Raw genomic sequence first — 17,740 nt, forward strand, 5'->3', positions numbered from 1 at the left:
CTTATAAAAAATAAAAGGTCTATATATGAAAAGATGTTTAGATGGAATAGCTTCCATCTAAACATTTCATGCGTTTTAGAAAATGACTTTCTTAATATCTTTATGCGGTGACGCGATTACTGAGTAACTTGTGATAACACCTAAATCGCGCATATCTGCTTCTGCGGCTTTAATCGCCTGTTTAACAGAAGCAACTTCACCAGTCAATAATACAAAACCTTTACCACCCAAGCCTCTGGCTATTCTGATTTCAATCAGCTCGACATTTGCAGCCTTAACAGCCACATCGCCAACGATAATTGAAGAGATTGCATTAATTGTTTCAACGATACCAAGAGCTTTGACATCTTCGATTTCTCCCGCACCTAACATAGCCGGTAATACATCCGGATGAATGTTCGGAATAACGTGGGATTCGAGTACATAGATTCCACCGATGTGCTCACCGTTTCTAATTGATGCCTGAACGGCCCCTACGTCACCGGAAATTATGGTAACATATTTCCCGGGACATAAAGGAGAGGCCATCATTAAATCAACATTTCCGGCTTTCAGCATATCATCAGTGGCTTCGATGCCGATAGGAATACTCTTAAATTCTATAAAACCTACTGCTTTTTTCAAAATACCACTTCTTTCTATACTGTGAATTCAATGCTTATTTGCTACAAATTACGTATAATTACTAGATTAAAAAATTAAAGAACTGATGGTAATAACATCATTAACAGGCTAAAGTTAACTAACTGCCATACCCAGATAGTAGCTGCTGGAGGGTCAATATGAGAATCAGCATAACTATTGAAAGTTAATGCCATCATTTCGCCCCATACAGAGGTAATAATACCCATGACTGCGCCACCTAAGATTGCTAAGAACGGATTTAATGTAGCAGCGAAAACGATCATAGCTGTTGTGCCTGCTGGCAGGATTACGTGGTGGTATCCTTCTAAAGGAAGACCCATACATAAGAACGCCAGGGATACAGCAGCAATACCGAAACCGATGGAACCGATGTTATTGAATAAGTATAAAGCTTCATCAGAACCAGCTACACCTAACTGACCTAAAGTAGCAGCTAAACCACCGATAGCAACACCAATACCTAAGCCTACCATTACTAAGAAGCTTAAGCGTTTGCCTTCTGGGAAGTATTTTCTCTTTTCAGTACCTGTGTATTTACCGGTAAGACCAGATTTTGTGAAGATCAAACGTACTAAGATGTCAGAAATAAATACTGTTAAAGCAACAGTATCGGTCCAACCTGCATAGCTGAATACCATTCCGCCAAGAACAGCACCTAATAAATACTGAATTAAGAAACCAATAATACCAAATACACCACCGACTAACAGAACACCAGCATCTCCAGTTTTGAATAATGGAGTAACGATATCCTGGCCGTCATCTAACAGGTTTTTGCTCTTAGCGTAAGCAGCACCGGCTACAGCACCACCGAATGCTACGTGAGGTCCAAAGAAAGAACCAAAGCTTAATGCACTAATCATAGGAGCACCAGCTTCTCCGCCAAAAATAGCAGCAATTACAGTTAAACCTGTAAATACAAATGAAGGAACACCACCGATAGCAGCAGCTAATAAACCACCGCCAAACGCGGTAATTAACATTGTAAAGTCCATAATTATCCCCCTTATTAAATTATTTAGGACCGGATGGTAATTTTACCATCTTCAACGGCAGTTACTTTACCGTCGATACTTGCGAAAATACGGGCGCCAAGGCTTCCTTCTGGAATTTCTCCGATCAGGGTACCCTTCTCAACAACATCCCCTACACTCACAACCGGCTGGGCAGGTGCACCAATGTGCTGTGCCAGCTGAATGGTTACTTCAGTGAACTGTTTGTCGCAATCGACCATCGGAGCTGGCTGATCATACTCATCCAGACCCAGACGTGAAATTAAACGATGTACGTTAAACTGTTTTGCTGATCTGAAAGGATCAGCTTTTTCGGGTTTGTCGTGATGTGGGTTTTTAATGCCTTTGCTACCTAATTCCCGCTTGAGTGTGATATTGAATTTCCAAGGCTGGAGATCCATAACACACGCATATTGACATAAGCCACATTCACAGCATAAGAAAGCATTTGTAGCTTGAGTGGTCGTATCACAAGTTGAGCCATAGGCCGCGATTCGCATAAGCTTGTGCGGTTCAAGGTTATGCCCCAGACTGTGTCTCGGACAAACTTCTGTACATAAACTACACTGCATACACGCCATTCCAGCTAATTTTATCGTATCCTGGATGCTTCTTGTCTTTGATTCGATCAACGGATGATCGCTCGGTAAAACAATAAAGCCCTTTGTGGTCTTTGTGACATAGGAGTCGATGTCGACAATTTTCCCCATCATTGGACCACCATTGATAATGACAAAATCGGAAATGGTTGTTCCGCCAGCCAGCTCAAGTGCTTCACGAACAGTAATTCCCAGCGGAACCTTTGTCGTGATTTTATTGCGGACTGCCCCCGTAACAGTAATATATTTATCCACTACGGGCTTGTCCTCGTTCATTATATCATAAATATTGAGAAGTGTCTCTACATTTATGACTAAAGTTCCAACATTTAATGGAATTCCACCCTCTGGAACGATTCTCCCTGTTGTTTCATATACCAGTGTTTGTTCATCACCGGCAGGATAGAAATTATTCATAATGTGAAGGTCGATTTTAGGAAAATTTGGTAAGTCCTGTCTTAAAGCGCCAATTGCCGGAATATATTTCTTTTTAAGTCCGACAATGCCTGCCTTTGCCTTGGTATGATCCATAACAGCCTGAAGAGCCACCAGCATGTGGTGGGCTCTCTCAGCCATTAACTGTTGGTCAACTCTTAACAAAGGCTCACATTCAGCACCGTTGACAATAACTGTATCAACTTCAGCGTCGATTTTCACATGGGTTGGGAAGCCAGCCCCGCCGGCACCAATAATACCAGCGCTTTTGACTATTTCAACTAAATTTGTGCTCATGAGCAACACCCCTGTTATTGTTATTTAATATCGAATCCCCCAACGAGCACACATCTTCTTCTTCTTGCGAAGGATTTAGCAGATGTTAAGCCTTCACCGGTCGGGCCTGCAATCGTGAATGTCGGATAACCTTCACCACCGAAACCAATACCAGCGTAGGAAGGACCATTTTTAACGAAAATGGTCGTCTGGATTCTCTTAGCCATTTCGGTTAATTTATCTACATTTTTGGAATGCATGATAGCGGTGTGTCTGTTTCCATGTTCAAGTTCAACAGCAACATCGATACCTTCATCAACGTTAGCAACACGAACGATTGGAAGAATTGGCATCATCAGTTCTTCTACAGCTAACAGATGATCTTTAGAAGTTTCACAGATTAATACGCGTGTATCTTCAGGAACATCAAGGCCAGCTGCCGCTGCGATGTATTTAGCAGATTTACCAACAAAATCACGGCTCAGACGTCCTTCAGGACAAACCAGATCTGCTAAAGCGTCAATGGCTTTTTTGTCGGTGATTTCATACGCGCCGTTTTTCTTCATGTTGAAAATCAGATAGTCTGCTACCTGGTCAACAACAACGACTTCTTTTTCTGCAATACATGGCAGGTTATTGTCGAAAGAACAGCCGTCGATAATATCTTTTGCTGCTTTTTCGATATCTGCAGTTTCGTCAACCAATGCCGGTGGATTACCAGCGCCGGCGCCAATGGCTTTTTTACCACTGGAAAGAACCGCTTTAACAACACCAGGACCGCCTGTTGCAACTAACATTCTGACTTTAGGATGAACCATCATTTCGTTAGCAGCTTCAATGGTCGGATTAGCACAGGTTACGATTAAGTTTCTCGGGCCACCGACGGAAACAATTGCTTCATTTAATAATTTAATGCATAAGAAGCTTGTTTTCAAAGCCTTTGGATGGGGTGAGAAAACAACCGCGTTACCGGCGGCTAACATACCAATACTGTTATTAACAATGGTTTCGTTTGGGTTTGTAGTCGGTGTAATCGCACCGATTACGCCAAAAGGTGATAACTCGAGCAAAGTACAGCCATCATCACCAGCCCATGCTTCTGTCAATAAATCTTCAACGCCTGGTGTACCAGTTGTTGCAAGACGGTGTTTAGCTAACTTGTGTTCATAGTTACCCATACCAGATTCTTCAACAACCATCGCGCAGATTGTTTCAACATTTTCTTTTTTGAGCATGATTTCACGCATTGCAGCAATCATCTGACGACGCAGTGCCAATGGTTTTTTCATGTACTCTTTCTGGGCAGCTGCAGCAGCTTCAATTGCAGCGTCCATGGTCTGGAAAACGCCGTCTTTGCCGTCTACTACCGGAGCACCGGTTTCTTCAGCATAGTCGATCTGATCCATTACCTTTTTTACAATATATTCAATACCTGTTGTATCAATATTCATACAGATTTCCTCCTGGATTCCTCTATTAAATCTTCTCTCTTATAAAATAGCTAATGCGCTTTGTGCAATGGCCATATCCTGGTCTGCTGTACCGCCGCTAACGCCGATACCGCCGACAACTTTTCCCTCAACAACGAGTGGATAACCACCACCGAAGGTCACAATACGGCCTTCATTAGTAAATTGAATTCCAAAGAGTGCTCCATCTTCTTTTGCCAGATCAGTAACCTTATCGGTAGACATTTTCAACGCATTGGCTGTATAAGCCTTGTTAACTGAAATATCCATACTGGCAAGCAAGGAATCTTCCATTCTTTCAAAATACGTTAAATTACCACCTGCATCAACAACGGAAAAAACAATAGGCACACCCATTTCTTCTGCTTTAACCCTTGCTGCTGCTCCCATTCTCTTAGCAGTTGTCAGAAGTGAAAAGTCTTTTTTTTTCTCTTCTTCAGGAGCTTCTTCTGAAGGCGCTTCAGCCATTTTTATTTTTTCAACGACTCGTCTGACGACTTCTTTCACCATTTCGTTGTATTCTTCAGTTCTTGCGAGAACGAAAAGCAGATCGGAAAGACGGTTGGCAAATTTCACCAGTTCCGGTCTTACATCCGGATCCTTGTGGGTATATTCCACAATTCTTCTTTCGCCGCGCCGTACAACTGTACGAGCCAGATGCAAGGCTGAGGATACAGGGTTTTTCCCTGGTACAATAAACGATTTTTGCGGGCCGATAACGGAAAGGTAATAGTCGAGTTTTTCTTCCATAAAGTCAATGTCCGCCTGGGAAATCCCATCCTTTAACATTGCTTTGCCCTTTTCATCACTGGCGAGTTCCGCACCTAAAACGAAAATTCTTTCTTGTAAATGGTGGAGGATTTCGCGGATGTCATTGTCTTCAGATAAAGAATAGGCCAGGCCAATGGCTGAATTAGCTTCATCCATTGTACCGTAAGCTTCTACCCGAATATCATCTTTAGGCGTACGATTACCGCCGAACAAACCGGTTTCACCTTTGTCACCGCCTCTTGTATAGACATTTGGCATATTTTTACCTCACTAAACAATTTGAATTTCGTCAACAATTCCAACGATAGTCATATCAAGCGGTGCCAGCTTGTCACCGTAAACATAACGGGCCGTACTACCGGTCGTTACAATGACGGTTTCGCCAATACCCGCGCCGACAGAATCGACCGCAATGGCAGTGGACTGGCTGGAGTATTTTTCAAACTCCCCGTTTTCATTGATTTTTTTGATAATTAAAAGCTTGCAGCCCACAAGGTTTGAATCCTTCTGGGTTGAAACCACATTACCAACTACTTTTGCTAAATGCATTCAATCACCTACTATATCTTTTCTACATGAAGACCAAGGGTAGCGATTGCTTCCTTAGCATATTCTGTAATGATAGCGTCCGCAGGCACTTTGATCACTTTGCTGTTGCGGTGTAACAAGACATCGCCGCGGCTGATGATACGTTTTACAATCATTCCATCATCCGGTTCAAAGGGATCGGATTCCTTGGCTGTCTGTTCAGGCGCTGCACAGGCGCTGCTCTGAAGCGCGTCCTTGCAGCTGTCTTTTCCAACACAGCCGTCATACAGCTCATCTGAGCTGACCAGCTTGATTCCAAAGCTTTTTAGAGCCTTGAGGTTATTTCTCAGTAACTCACGGTAGCCTTGTGGGGATTTTCCCATACCCAGCTGTGCTCTGACACTGTCATCCGGACAGGCGCCATTGATCGCGCAGACAACTGGTGTTCCGGCCATAATTCCGTGGTTGATGAGGGTGAGCATTTCATTATCACAAATACCATGAGCAATTTTTGCCGCGGTATTAACAGTTGTCGCTGCAATAATGATTTGATCAACTTCACCGTAAAGTTCTTTCTGGGCTACCTTGGAACCACTGTTATAAATGGTGTCTAAGCCTAAGGTTTCCTGTATATAGCTCGGAGTGAATACGTGCATCGCCTCATCCGAAAGGAAAACCTTTAATTGCCAACCATCATTTTTTAACTTGACCAGTGAATCCATTGCCTGTTTAAACCCGATTGCCGCGCCGGAAAAAACAACCAGCGCCGTTTTAGGTTTATTTTTTATTCTTTTGATGACTTCTTCGACAACCTTCTGGATAAAAGCGTCCATGAAGGCTTCACTGTTAATCAAATCTTTTAAGTCCAAATTATATCACCACATTCCTTACCTTTGACAATTAAAGGCTATCCCTAAAGGAGTTACCAACAAAGGTTCTACGGGTTTTACTGTTTTGATGCCGATTTCTTTTTCAAAAACCTGTTCAAATTTATCAAAAACACAGGCCCCGCCGACCACATAAATGGTGTCGACATCATAGCCCTGGATAAAACGATGGACAATTGACGCCATCTTTTCCACAACTGGTTTAATGACTGGAAATATCTTTCGCTGGTCTTCATGCTTTTTCATTTCTTCCGCTTCTTCAAAGCTGATATGATAAGCGCCTGCGATGACAAGACTCATATGAGTCCCGCCTGTTGCTTCATCGGCTGTAAAAATGACCTCGCCATTTTTCAGAATACTGATGCCCGTCGTACCACCCCCAACGTCTACAACAGCGCCGTTCTGGATCCCCAAAACGGTTGCGGCAGCCGTCGGTTCGTCGACTACGTTGGTAACGGTAAAATCAGCTGAATCCACAACATTGGAAATAATTTTAGTGTTTCCATCCATAATTCCAGGTGGGATAGCGGTTGCGGCATTGGCATACGTTAGATCAACGCCAATAATTTTTTCGACTTCGGCTTTCAATGTTCTGACGATGTTCACCGCCCCGAGGTAATCCACGACAATCCCGTCTCTTACAACGTGAGCGCCCTGGGTAGCACCTGCTACCGGACGGTTATTTTCGTCAACAACAGCTACAACGATGTTGGCTGTACCGAGGTCGACGCCAACCTTCAGGTTTCCCTGATATGGGTTTGCTCTTTTGGCTCTGATCAGTTCGTTAAACTCTAGTATTGTGTCATTACCGCTCTTCCAGTCCATTATTTCTCCTGCTTTTTAACAATTTTTAAAATATCATTATTTTTCAGTCCGGCGGCGTTGGCTTCATCGGTATCAATATGCATTTCATAAGCATATTTTGGTGACACGCGTACCAACACATCGCGGAACAGCGTAGGACGCAGCCCGCTGCTTTCTACACCTACACAATCGCCATCCTTCAGTCCCAGCTGTTCTGCAATGTCCGGAGTCATGTGAATGTGACGCAGTGCCGCGATGGCACCATGATCCAGTTCAACACGGCCGCACGGTCCTTCCAGAATAAGTCCCGGTGTCCCTTCCAGCTTCCCGGATTCACGAATCGGCACATTCACACCTAAGGTTCGTGCATCGGTCATTGAAAGTTCAATCTGGGTTTCATTTCTTGCTGGTCCTAAAACTCTAACTTTAGGAAATTCACCTTTGGGTCCAATGATTTTTACACATTCTTCACATGCAAACTGACCAGGCTGTTTAACATCTTTCATATTTGTAAGCTGATGTCCTTTGCCGAATAAAATTTCGACATGTTCCTGTGTCAAGTGAAGATGTTTATTGGAAACGCCCAAGGGCACGCGATTGGGAGCATCTTTTTCTGCCATTAATTTCTTGACAGTGTTGATGACAATCTCTTCAATCACTTTTCTTTCAATATCATTCATTCGCTTACACCTTTTCTTTAAGATCTATGGATCTGCTGTTCGCAAGGATTATTCTTCTTCTGTCGGTTGTTCTTCGACTGCTTCATCTTGTTCTTCAGAAATAGGCGCCAGTGTTTTTTCCACGGCGGTTGTCGGTTTTTTCTGGTCATACTTGTTAAAAACCCAGTAAGAATCCAGTTCCATCCGATCGCGATCCTGTTCCGGATCAAAGCCCATTGTCTGGTTGTTATAGATCATCGGACCCAGCCCATCGGCCGGCCGTGCAATCACTTTGGTACTAAAGACGCCGCGTCCTTTGGCACAGGCAGCAGTTGCCGCTTCGACAGCAGCCTTAACCGCGCCCACATCGCCAACGACTTTAATGGTATGCATTCCGTCGCCTTTAGCGGATTCCAGTCCAAGCAACTCGACATTTGCTGATTTCACAGCAGCATCAGTGGCTTCAATGGCTGTTGCCAGCCCAATCGCTTCAATCAACCCTAATGCTTGTCTCAAATAAATCCCCCCTCACTATTTAGCACTGCCAATATCTTTAAAAGGCATTCGTTTTACAAGTCTGGCCGCATTTGCGCCAATGGCTCTAAGGGTATTCTCATCGTCCTGAAGACAGACTGAAAACAACGGAGCGTTTTCTTTCAGCTTGATGTAATGTAAAACAATACTGTCGCCGATGCCGATGCCCACACCGAGATGTGAGACCTCAGCTGCTTTGTAAGCCAGCTCAACGCCGTCATTGTTGTCCCGTTCTTCAAGAGAATAAGGTAAACCTTCTTCTTCGATGCCTAATAAAACCTGTGTGACAATGCTTTTATTGACAGAGTTTTTATTGTAATAAACCTTTATTTCTGGTTTTGGAGCTTCGAAGTTCACGTTCATGTTATTCACCTTCGCCGTACGCAAGTACTAAACCGGTGGCAACTGCGTTTCTTGGACCTTCTACACTTCTTATATTTGCTCTACCTGCTACAATACTGAATTTTGATAAAGCATCCGTTACCAGCTGCGGAATCTCGAAGTCGAGTGCGGAGCCGCCGACCAATGTAACAAACTCAATGTCTCTCACATTACCGGTCGGGCTGACCCGTTCCAATGAACGAATCGCGTTCATAACAAAAACTTTGGTTTTTGCTTCTCGGCGCACTGTACGGATTCTTTCCAGCGAATGGTTGCCCGGAATCGGAACCATGCCACTTGGTGTCAGAATAACGACACGTGCAAATGATCTCGGATCTAATGGTTCATCAAAAAATTGAACAGTTCCATCTTCATGACGAATATGGAATAAGCTTTCTACCTTTGCTAAAGGATATTTTTTAATATCTTCTGCCAGACCTGAGTCTTCGAAACCAAGTTCTGAACCGATAAGCATGGTGACCATGTTACCAGCGCCTGCCAGATGGATAGAATGTATTTCGCCAGCCCTGTTAATAATAGCAGCATCTGTCGATCCTGCGCCCATGTCAATGATCGCGAGCGGCTTATTGCTCCCCGGGGTGGTTAACGCACCGCGGATCGCCATGTCAGCTTCAACACCGCCGACTTCAACCTTAACGTTCAGTTCTTTTTCAAGAACTTCAGCAATCATGTTCATCTGTAATTTATCAGCCTTAACCATCGCGGCGATACCAACGGCGTTTTCCATGGAAAATTCGTCGGCCATACCACCCTTTACGCTCTGAGGCACAAAGGTGTCGACAGCTAATAAATCCTGAATTTTAATGTTCTGAGGATTCTGTTCGGTCAGGTTTGACATAACCTGTCTTACCTTTTCGAGCATACCGCCGGCGTTTGTTCCGGCTTCTCCCTTAACATCTTCGACAGGCGCAACGCTCCGGATTGCATCCATGATGATTTCCGCACCTTCATCAACATTAACTTCGGCTTTTTTATGTTCGCCCTGGATAATGATTTTACCGGCTGGGATTTTACGTTCTTTAACGTCCCCTGCTGGCGTTTTGATGACAACGGCAGAACGGTTCCCGATCAAGGCTCTTGATACAGGAACAACCTGTTTGGTTTCATCTGAGGATAAATCGAAGACTGTTGCAATCCCATAAGGATTGGATAATTGTTCAACAACGGCTCCTGGGGCCGCTACTTCTACAGCAGCACGCATTCCTAGCGGAACCTTATCAATTAAAGAAACTTCATCGACAATCGGGATCGGTTTATTCAAACGGTTATTAATTAAAACGCCATCATCACGCTGGACAATGGCACCATTTACAAAAATGCCGTTTGCAACGGCCTGATTAATAATGCTGGAGGAACTCTCGAAGTCAACTTCGCGCGGAATGATGACAATAACCGAGTCGCCTTTTTTAACATTATTAATTTCCCTTATGTTTACAGTAACACCAACGCCGGTCCCCAATCCTCCCGGTGTGGAAGGATTGTGACCGATCATGGTTGATTCTGTAATAATTGTCTCAGTAATAGTTTCCATAGCCACATCACCAATAACTGGAGCGGCTTCATTGATTCTAATTAAATCAACATTATCAACAGTTAGATTTGCTTTTTCTAGGGCTTGTTTTAGAGAGGCGAACACTCCATGAATGTTTTGACGTGTCCCTTTCATACCAGTGGTACTAACGATGCCACTGCTCAGGAACTCAGGTTTTCCGTCAGTATATCGGGCAAGTGCCGTTTCGGTACTTGCATTACCAATATCTATACCTGCAATAATCATATCGCTTCCTCCAAACAATTTCCTGGATTATGTTGTGCTTACTTAAATTCTTTAGATCTCTTTCTTACATAGTAAACTTCAGCGGCTTCTGCTACTAAAGCTGCAGAGATAGGTGCATTGTACTGAGTTTTCAGTTCTTCTGAGATAGCTAACAGTTCATCTTTAGTAGATTTGTAAGGTCTCAGTGCGTTATAGATTTCAAGTAAACGAGCATCTGGAACAGCGATTAATTCAGCAGCTCTTCTTAAGTTTCCTGCGAATGCATCACGATGTACAGATTCAGCTACCTGAGCCTGTAATTCCAGAGTTTCTGGTCTGATTCTTAAATCTTCAGCGGTTAATTCACCAGCTAATAATTTATCCAGTGTTAATTCTTTGTACTGTTTGCCAGTAGCAGAGATAATTAATTCTGGTCTCTTATCACCGATTGGGTAATCTTCTTTTGTAACTTTGTCGCCACAAGCACAAGAAGGTGCTTCAGCTGGTGCAGCTGACATAGACGCCATAACTTGTTTAACGATCTGTTCTAACATTTGTTCTTGAGTCATTCTATCCACCTCCTATTTGAATGTAACTTTCATTTCTACAGGTTTTTTACCTGGCACAACATGTTCTGTTTCTTTAATGTGTAACAGAGCAGCTTTAGCCTGATAAGCAGGACGAGCCATCTGGTCATTACGAACCGGAACTGGAGCCGGGCTTTCGCCTTTAGCGTATTTAGCAGCATTTTTACCGATTGCACGATAGGTGTCTAAATCGATCAAAGGAGCCTGAGAGAATAATTCCAAGTTAGATAACTGTGGTAAATCTTTCTGGTGGATTAAGCAGGTGCCTTTTGACTGTAAGCCAACAGCAACGCCAGAACCACTCAGTTCAGCAGCGTCATGTCCGCATACAGCAACGTCGGAGCTTCTGTATACTTTGATAACACGAGCTTTTAAGCCTTCTTCTTCGATACCGGCAATAATTTCTTTTAAGATTTTATCATGAGGTACGCCAACAATATTTTCTGTCTGGAATTCAGCAAAAGCTGGAGCTAAACCAATCAGAACTTCGTCAGCAGCAACGCCCTGCTGAACATCCCCTACTGGAGTTAATTCAACAGAACCTGCAGCAGCAGCGGCAGAAGCAGCCGGAGCAGCAGGAGCAGCATCGCATGCAGGAGCAGCGCCGCTCATTTCATTTAAAACATCTTCGATGATACTTTTTAACATTTGTTCATTAATAGCCATTCTACTACACCCCTTTCCTTAAATGCTGGCTGGGTCAACAGCCCATGGAATATCCTGAATTTCTTTCCATCTTTCATCACTGATTACATAACCAGTCATTGGACCATGGTAGTCATTCATGTAGTTAACTGCAGAAATAACTTCCCAGTCAGATGTGATCATAGAAGCGGTGTGTAAGTAGTCACCAGCACATTTCTGTAACTGAATGTTGAAGATAGATTCAGCAACATCTCTCATGCCGCCGCGATCTAATGCTTTAACGAAGTCAACAGCGGTTGCGCGGTTTACTAAGTCTTCAGCAGCTTTCAGGTCAGCAACTACGTCACGGTCAGGCATATCCTGAGAACCGTTAGCGTATGTACCAGCTTCAACTTCTTCATCGGTGATTTCTGGTAAGCCTAATTCGCGGAAGATAACCTGCATAGCACGGGCAGCTTTTGCACGGGCAGCAACAACAGTATCTTCATCAGCAGGCTGTAAGCCGGCGTCGATCTTAAGGTCACGTTGGATTACGTTCCAGTCATCATAGTCTTCAGCATCCCAGTTGGAACCTGCGAACATGTTGTCGTAGTTTGGTGTAGAAGAGTAACCAGAACAGATATAGTCAGTACCTGGTACCATCTGCATTAATGAACGAGCAACTCGACGAAGGTCAGAGTGGGTGAAGGTCTGGTCATTAGAAGAAGCACATTCAAGGTCTAAACATGCTGCTAATAAGTTTTCAGCCAATACTTCACGGATACCGCCAGGTACGCCGGCAGGTACACCGATACAAGATACGGAACCATTCTGAGTACCCTGAACACCAGCGCCTTTTGTTACATATAAGCAGCGGGCTTCTAAGTATAACATGGATTTACCTTCGGCATAACCCATCTGTACTTCAGAACCGGAACCGGATGTAAAACGCATCTTCAAACCACGGGAAGCGTAGCAGGATGCTAAGAAAGCTTTAGAGTAAGGAGTATCATCGCCATCCATGAATACTGGTTCTGTACCATATACAGAAATCGTTTCAGCATAAGCGGTGTAGCCCTTCATACCTAAGTCAAGTTCGGTAGCTTCTTCAACAGCACACTGTGTTAAGATACCAGGACGGCCAACATTTGCGCCAACCATGATAGCTAAAGCGTTGAAAGGAGCGTAACGAGCGATACCAACGGTTGTTTCCATTTCGTCGAAACCACGGATAGCAGCTTCAGCAGCGTCACACGCGATCTGAACCATGTTATCTTTAACGTTGGTAACGTGGCACTGGTTAGAAGGCATTAAGCGGGCACGCATTTTTGTCTGCGCCATCATCATTTCCAGTACTGTCATGTTACCTAAAACTTCGGTAATTTTAGCAGGAGTAATAGAAGTAGTAATGTCTACAACAGTCGCTCTTGGTACGTTGATATCACAAAGCATACGAGCAATTTCCAGAGAATCCATTGCCATGTATTCCTGTGCTTTTTCGGTGCGGATACCGTAGTTAGCGATGAAGGTGTCGAGCATATCGAATTCTGCTCTTGTCTTACCGTCCATTTCTACGATAACGCCGTTTTCAATTTTTAAGCTCGGAGTAGGGTCTCCGGGGTTATTCATTGCAATAAGACCTACTTCAGGCCATTCTTTTACGAAACCGTCCTTTTTAACCGGACGAGCATCTAACGCTTCAAATCTTTTTGATCTCATAGTCATTCCTCCTCTTTTCTATAACTATTTCGCTACTGCTTCTTAAATATAAGGAGTTGTAGAAGATGGTGCAGGACCAGCCATAGCTTCCAGAGCTGGTTTACCAACTTCTCTTGCAGCGTAAATAGCTTGACGAACAGCACCTGCGTCGCCAGAGAAGAAAATCATGGACTCGTTTGAATACTGTGTGCCACCATTGTCAGGTGAAGCATAACCAACTAATTCTACGTTAGCAGCTTTCAAAGCAGCATCAGACATTAATACGCCGATACCTGCAGGAGCGCCTACAACGATACCGAAAGCTTTGCCGATTGGAGCGCCTAATACCATGTTGCAAGCGAAAGAAGCTCTTGCTGTGTACTGGAATTCCAGATGGCCAGCGTCGTTTCCGTATACATCGCCGAAAGTTCTGTTTAAGTCATTTAAAGCGACTTCAACAGCACGTTTAGCATCAGATACGTCTTCAGCACCGAAAATAATTAAAGAACCGTGACCAGCGCCACCTTTTGTATCTCTTGCGAATTCGCAGGAAACAACTTCTGTGTTGGTAGCTTTAACAGCTTCATCAGCTGCGAAAACCTGAGGGCCAGCACCAGTACGAGCGGATAAAATACCGATTGATCTATATTTAGGGTCAATTTTCATTGCTTCATGTAACTGAGAGTCTACATTAGCGATTACGAAACCAATGGTGTCACCAATGGCGGTTCCAACGAATTCAGTTAAGCCACAAACACCAGTTGCTGCTGCACAAGTACCTGTTTCTTCAACTTCGTCCATTTTTTTCATGACTTCTTCCATCAATTTGTTCATTAAATCATCTTTCATTAATCTACACCTCCATTAAATTTAGATTAAAAACTAGGTAACATTTTTTCCACATCTTGATGTGGTCTTGGGATAACGTGTACAGAAACAACCTGACCTACTTTGTCAGCTGCAGCTGCGCCAGCGTCTACGGCTGCCTTTACAGCACCAACATCGCCACGAACCATAACGGTTACTAAACCAGAACCGATTTTTTCATAGCCTGTTAATACTACGTTTGCAGATTTAACCATTGCATCAGCTGCTTCAATACAGCCAACAAGACCTTTGGTTTCAATCATACCTAAAGCTTCATTTGTCATAAGCTTTGCCCTCCTTGGTTGATATTAATATTCTTACTGTTACTATTTTAATCCATATGCGGGAGTAATTACTTGCACTATTCTTATAAAATTATTGTCCGATCTCTGCTTTTTTTGAAAACGGTTTTCAATTTGGTTTCTTTTTTTCTTTTAGCTTTTAAAGTCTTATCTTTTTTTGTCTTTTCCCGATATTATTTTGTGAAATTTCGTAAAATAAAAACAGGAAGTGCATTTTTTCACAACACTTCCTGCTTTCAAGACCGCTTTTTGACTGTTTTTTTATTTGTTCATCTTTTTTTGCTTTAAGAAAAAAATCAAGAAATTTCCTTTTCATCTTCTTTTTCTTCGCCGTTGTCTCCCTTTCGCAGACGTCTGTATTCTGTAGGCGTCATTCCAGTACTTTTCTTAAAAACCTTACTGAAATAATTGGGCTCATGATAGGATAAATCCAGGGCGATATTGATAATTGGCACATCGGTGTTGAGCAGCATATCCTTGGCGATCTCGATTTTCCGTTCGGTGAGGTAGGTGACAAAGTTGACGCCGGTTTCCTTTTTAAAGATCTTACTCAGATAGTAGGAGCTCATGTTGGCGTACTCGCCCACCTGGTCCAGAGAGATATCCTTATGGCAGTTCCGGTCAATATAGTTCAGGATGTCCTCGATATTATTCTTCCGGTTTTCCTTGTTGTCCATGAGATGGTCGAAAATTTTATCGATGACTTTCATAATCTCGACCTTCAGGTCGTAGCGGTTTTTATAAGAAGTCACGAATTGCTGGTTGTTTTTCATGCGCAGCGGGCTTTTGATGTCATAACCGCAGGTATCCATAGAGACAATGTTCAGCTCTTCCATAAAATGCTGTATTTCGTTCTGGATCGACATCAGGTCGTAGCCATAGTGGTCATAGAGCAGATCCAGGTATTCGGTGAGCACATTGCGGGTGTCACTGTATTTTTTCTGGACCACCGCGAAGATAACCTCGCTCATCTTTTCATCAAATTTATTTTTGGCGTTTGCTTTTAATGTAGAAATGACCATATTGATGGATTCCATGAGCTGCTGGGGCCGGATGGGCTTCAGCAGGAAATCATCCACCCGGGCTTTGATGGCCTGGTGGGCAAAATCGAACTCGTTAAAAGCAGTGATCAGAATGACCTTTTTCTCCTGATCTTCTTTTTTAATGGCGCGCAGCACATCAATACCATTGATTTCCGGGATATTGATATCCAGCAGAACAATGTCAGGGTCCAGCCGTCTGATCTCGTCAAGGGCGACCCGCCCCGAAGACGCTTTTCCAATAACCGTGATATTTTTACCGTACTGACTTAAAATCAATTCAATCGCTTCAATTTCCAGATGTTCGTCTTCTACGATAAATAATTTATACATTTAAACCTCTCCCTAATAATGCCTTACGGGGTATCTTAATCATCACTTCAGTCCCTTTACCAACCTCGCTGTTGATCTTAATACCAAATTCAGGGCCATAATAATATTTTAGCCGTTTATTGGCATTGTTGATGCCAATACCCGTATTTTTGTCATTACCCTGCGCTTCTGGGTCGTAGTTACCATCAAGGATCTTTTCAATCAATTCCGGAGCGATTCCCTTTCCATCATCAATAATACGGACCGTCACGATATCGCCGTCCTGTTCTCCGGTGATCATTACCTTGCCGCCGGCAGCATGGGGTTCAATCGCATGATTGATCGCGTTCTCCACAAAAGGCTGGATCGTCATGAAGGGGCACATCACCTCTTCGGCGTCCTCGTCGATGTGAATGGAATAATCCAGACGTTCTCCCAGGCGCATCTTTTGAATGGAGAGGTAATTGCGCACATGCTCGACCTCTTCCTTCAAAGTAACGATATTGGTGTTTTCCTTTTTTAAAGTATAACGCATCATATCCGAAAAGGCATAGATCATCTCCTGGGTCTTTTCGGCGTTTTCAAGAAGGGCCAGACGCCCGATGGTGTTGAGGACATTAAAGAGGAAATGCGGATTGATCTGAGCCTGCAGCGCCTTGAGATCAGCTTCCTTCAGGGCAGCCTCCACTTCACTTCTCAGCTTGACCTCTTCCATGAGCTCGAGGTTCTTATTGTGCAGTTCCTCCTGCATGATATGAATCATCTGCTTTTCGACCAGATAATTGGCAATCGTATACAAAAGGTCCGCAGCAGCGTGAACCTGTTTAAGAGTGGTCACCAGCGTTTGATCATAAAGCTTCTGAAGCTCCGGATTACCTGAGAAATCGGTGAGCTCGGAAACAGACCCGAGAGGCAGTTTTTTCATCCCCTCCTCGTCAATCCGGACCTGTCCGGACATAATGGCGCCCAGATAGTTCCCCTTGACCATGATCGGAACCGCTAAATCTACGAGGCCTCCGTGACAGATATAGATCGAGGGTTTTCCGGAACGGGCAGACTCAATGCCTCCGTGAGCATCGGAACGATAGCAGCACTCGAGACACTTGGCGTCCTCGCGCACCTTGGTGCAGTAGCCGGAAAAATTACTGTATTCCGTAATGGGATTTCCCTTGTAATCTACGGTAATGGTCGCAAAACCTGTTGCATCTGAAAAAGAATCTTGAATTTTCTGCAGCACTTCCACATCGATGATATCAGTGATTTTTAATAAGACTCTCATAGATTAACCTCTTTATCTTAATGATCATACTTCAAAAACTCTTGTTTGAATAATATTATAACACAAACGTGCACTTTTTTAACCATATTTTTGACATTTTAGATTATTTTGACTGAAATAGGCATTAAATTGTCCAATAATCAAGAATCATTTTAATTTGATGGCAAAATATTCCTTTTTTATTTCCTTTCCTCTTTTAAATACAAAAGTCACATTTTTACTCCTGTAACCTTTTTAAGGTTTATTTAAAGAT

At 43.4% G+C, this 17,740-nt stretch carries 19 protein-coding genes; all 19 read right to left on the bottom strand.

Annotated features, from left to right (window positions below; translation table 11 throughout):
* Positions 1–75: 75 nt before the first annotated feature.
* Entirely contained in the window at positions 76–624 is a 549-nt protein-coding gene (locus CPZ25_RS10565; protein ID WP_013382318.1) for a BMC domain-containing protein, read from the bottom strand.
* Positions 625–698: 74 nt separating this feature from the next.
* On the bottom strand, positions 699–1,640 hold the full coding sequence (locus tag CPZ25_RS10570) for a DUF7973 family transport facilitator (protein WP_058693391.1): 942 nt from the start codon (positions 1,638–1,640) through the stop codon (positions 699–701).
* Positions 1,641–1,663: 23 nt separating this feature from the next.
* Positions 1,664–2,989, bottom strand: a complete 1,326-nt coding sequence (locus CPZ25_RS10575; protein WP_058693390.1) for a 4Fe-4S dicluster domain-containing protein — start codon at positions 2,987–2,989, stop codon at positions 1,664–1,666.
* A gap of 20 nt (positions 2,990–3,009) precedes the next feature.
* On the bottom strand, positions 3,010–4,419 hold the full coding sequence (locus CPZ25_RS10580; RefSeq protein ID WP_199678116.1) for an aldehyde dehydrogenase family protein: 1,410 nt from the start codon (positions 4,417–4,419) through the stop codon (positions 3,010–3,012).
* Positions 4,420–4,458: 39 nt separating this feature from the next.
* A complete protein-coding gene (locus tag CPZ25_RS10585) occupies positions 4,459–5,466 on the bottom strand; it encodes a cob(I)yrinic acid a,c-diamide adenosyltransferase (protein WP_058693389.1) in 1,008 nt (335 codons plus the stop codon).
* Between the two features lie 12 nt (positions 5,467–5,478).
* Positions 5,479–5,757, bottom strand: coding sequence for a EutN/CcmL family microcompartment protein (locus CPZ25_RS10590; RefSeq protein ID WP_013382323.1), 279 nt, complete (start codon positions 5,755–5,757; stop codon positions 5,479–5,481).
* 11 nt (positions 5,758–5,768) lie between these two features.
* Positions 5,769–6,605, bottom strand: coding sequence for a flavoprotein (locus CPZ25_RS10595; protein WP_096918644.1), 837 nt, complete (start codon positions 6,603–6,605; stop codon positions 5,769–5,771).
* Positions 6,606–6,623: 18 nt separating this feature from the next.
* Positions 6,624–7,448, bottom strand: coding sequence for an ethanolamine utilization protein EutJ (eutJ, locus tag CPZ25_RS10600; protein WP_058693387.1), 825 nt, complete (start codon positions 7,446–7,448; stop codon positions 6,624–6,626).
* A complete protein-coding gene (gene pduL / locus CPZ25_RS10605; protein WP_096918643.1) occupies positions 7,448–8,107 on the bottom strand; it encodes a phosphate propanoyltransferase in 660 nt (219 codons plus the stop codon). Before pduL ends, eutJ begins: the two co-directional genes overlap by 1 nt.
* Positions 8,108–8,155: 48 nt before the next feature.
* Positions 8,156–8,602 carry a BMC domain-containing protein gene (locus CPZ25_RS21005; RefSeq protein WP_058693386.1) on the bottom strand — a complete coding sequence of 149 codons (447 nt, stop codon included), beginning with the start codon at positions 8,600–8,602 and terminating at the stop codon, positions 8,156–8,158.
* 15 nt (positions 8,603–8,617) lie between these two features.
* Complete coding sequence (locus tag CPZ25_RS10615) at positions 8,618–8,983, bottom strand: glycerol dehydratase reactivase beta/small subunit family protein (RefSeq protein ID WP_058693385.1); 366 nt, start codon at positions 8,981–8,983, stop codon at positions 8,618–8,620.
* A 1-nt stretch (position 8,984) separates the two neighbouring features.
* Positions 8,985–10,799, bottom strand: a complete 1,815-nt coding sequence (locus CPZ25_RS10620; protein WP_058693384.1) for a diol dehydratase reactivase subunit alpha — start codon at positions 10,797–10,799, stop codon at positions 8,985–8,987.
* Between the two features lie 38 nt (positions 10,800–10,837).
* Complete coding sequence (locus tag CPZ25_RS10625) at positions 10,838–11,347, bottom strand: diol dehydratase small subunit (RefSeq protein ID WP_058693383.1); 510 nt, start codon at positions 11,345–11,347, stop codon at positions 10,838–10,840.
* Between the two features lie 12 nt (positions 11,348–11,359).
* Positions 11,360–12,031 carry a propanediol/glycerol family dehydratase medium subunit gene (locus tag CPZ25_RS10630; protein WP_013382331.1) on the bottom strand — a complete coding sequence of 224 codons (672 nt, stop codon included), beginning with the start codon at positions 12,029–12,031 and terminating at the stop codon, positions 11,360–11,362.
* Positions 12,032–12,049: 18 nt separating this feature from the next.
* Positions 12,050–13,708, bottom strand: a complete 1,659-nt coding sequence (locus CPZ25_RS10635) for a propanediol/glycerol family dehydratase large subunit (protein WP_058693382.1) — start codon at positions 13,706–13,708, stop codon at positions 12,050–12,052.
* 42 nt (positions 13,709–13,750) lie between these two features.
* Positions 13,751–14,536 carry a propanediol utilization microcompartment protein PduB gene (pduB, locus tag CPZ25_RS10640; RefSeq protein ID WP_013382333.1) on the bottom strand — a complete coding sequence of 262 codons (786 nt, stop codon included), beginning with the start codon at positions 14,534–14,536 and terminating at the stop codon, positions 13,751–13,753.
* Positions 14,537–14,562: 26 nt separating this feature from the next.
* Positions 14,563–14,838 carry a propanediol utilization microcompartment protein PduA gene (gene pduA, locus CPZ25_RS10645; protein WP_013382334.1) on the bottom strand — a complete coding sequence of 92 codons (276 nt, stop codon included), beginning with the start codon at positions 14,836–14,838 and terminating at the stop codon, positions 14,563–14,565.
* A 314-nt stretch (positions 14,839–15,152) separates the two neighbouring features.
* Positions 15,153–16,229: a response regulator transcription factor gene (locus tag CPZ25_RS10650; RefSeq protein ID WP_058693381.1), complete on the bottom strand. Its 1,077-nt coding sequence runs from the start codon at positions 16,227–16,229 to the stop codon at positions 15,153–15,155.
* The gene (locus CPZ25_RS10655) at positions 16,222–17,487 is read right to left on the bottom strand and encodes a sensor histidine kinase (protein WP_038352517.1); all 1,266 of its coding nucleotides are present in this window, start codon (positions 17,485–17,487) and stop codon (positions 16,222–16,224) included. Before CPZ25_RS10655 ends, CPZ25_RS10650 begins: the two co-directional genes overlap by 8 nt.
* Positions 17,488–17,740 lie beyond the last annotated feature (253 nt).

This window comes from Eubacterium maltosivorans, from assembly GCF_002441855.2.
GTDB lineage: Bacteria > Bacillota > Clostridia > Eubacteriales > Eubacteriaceae > Eubacterium > Eubacterium maltosivorans.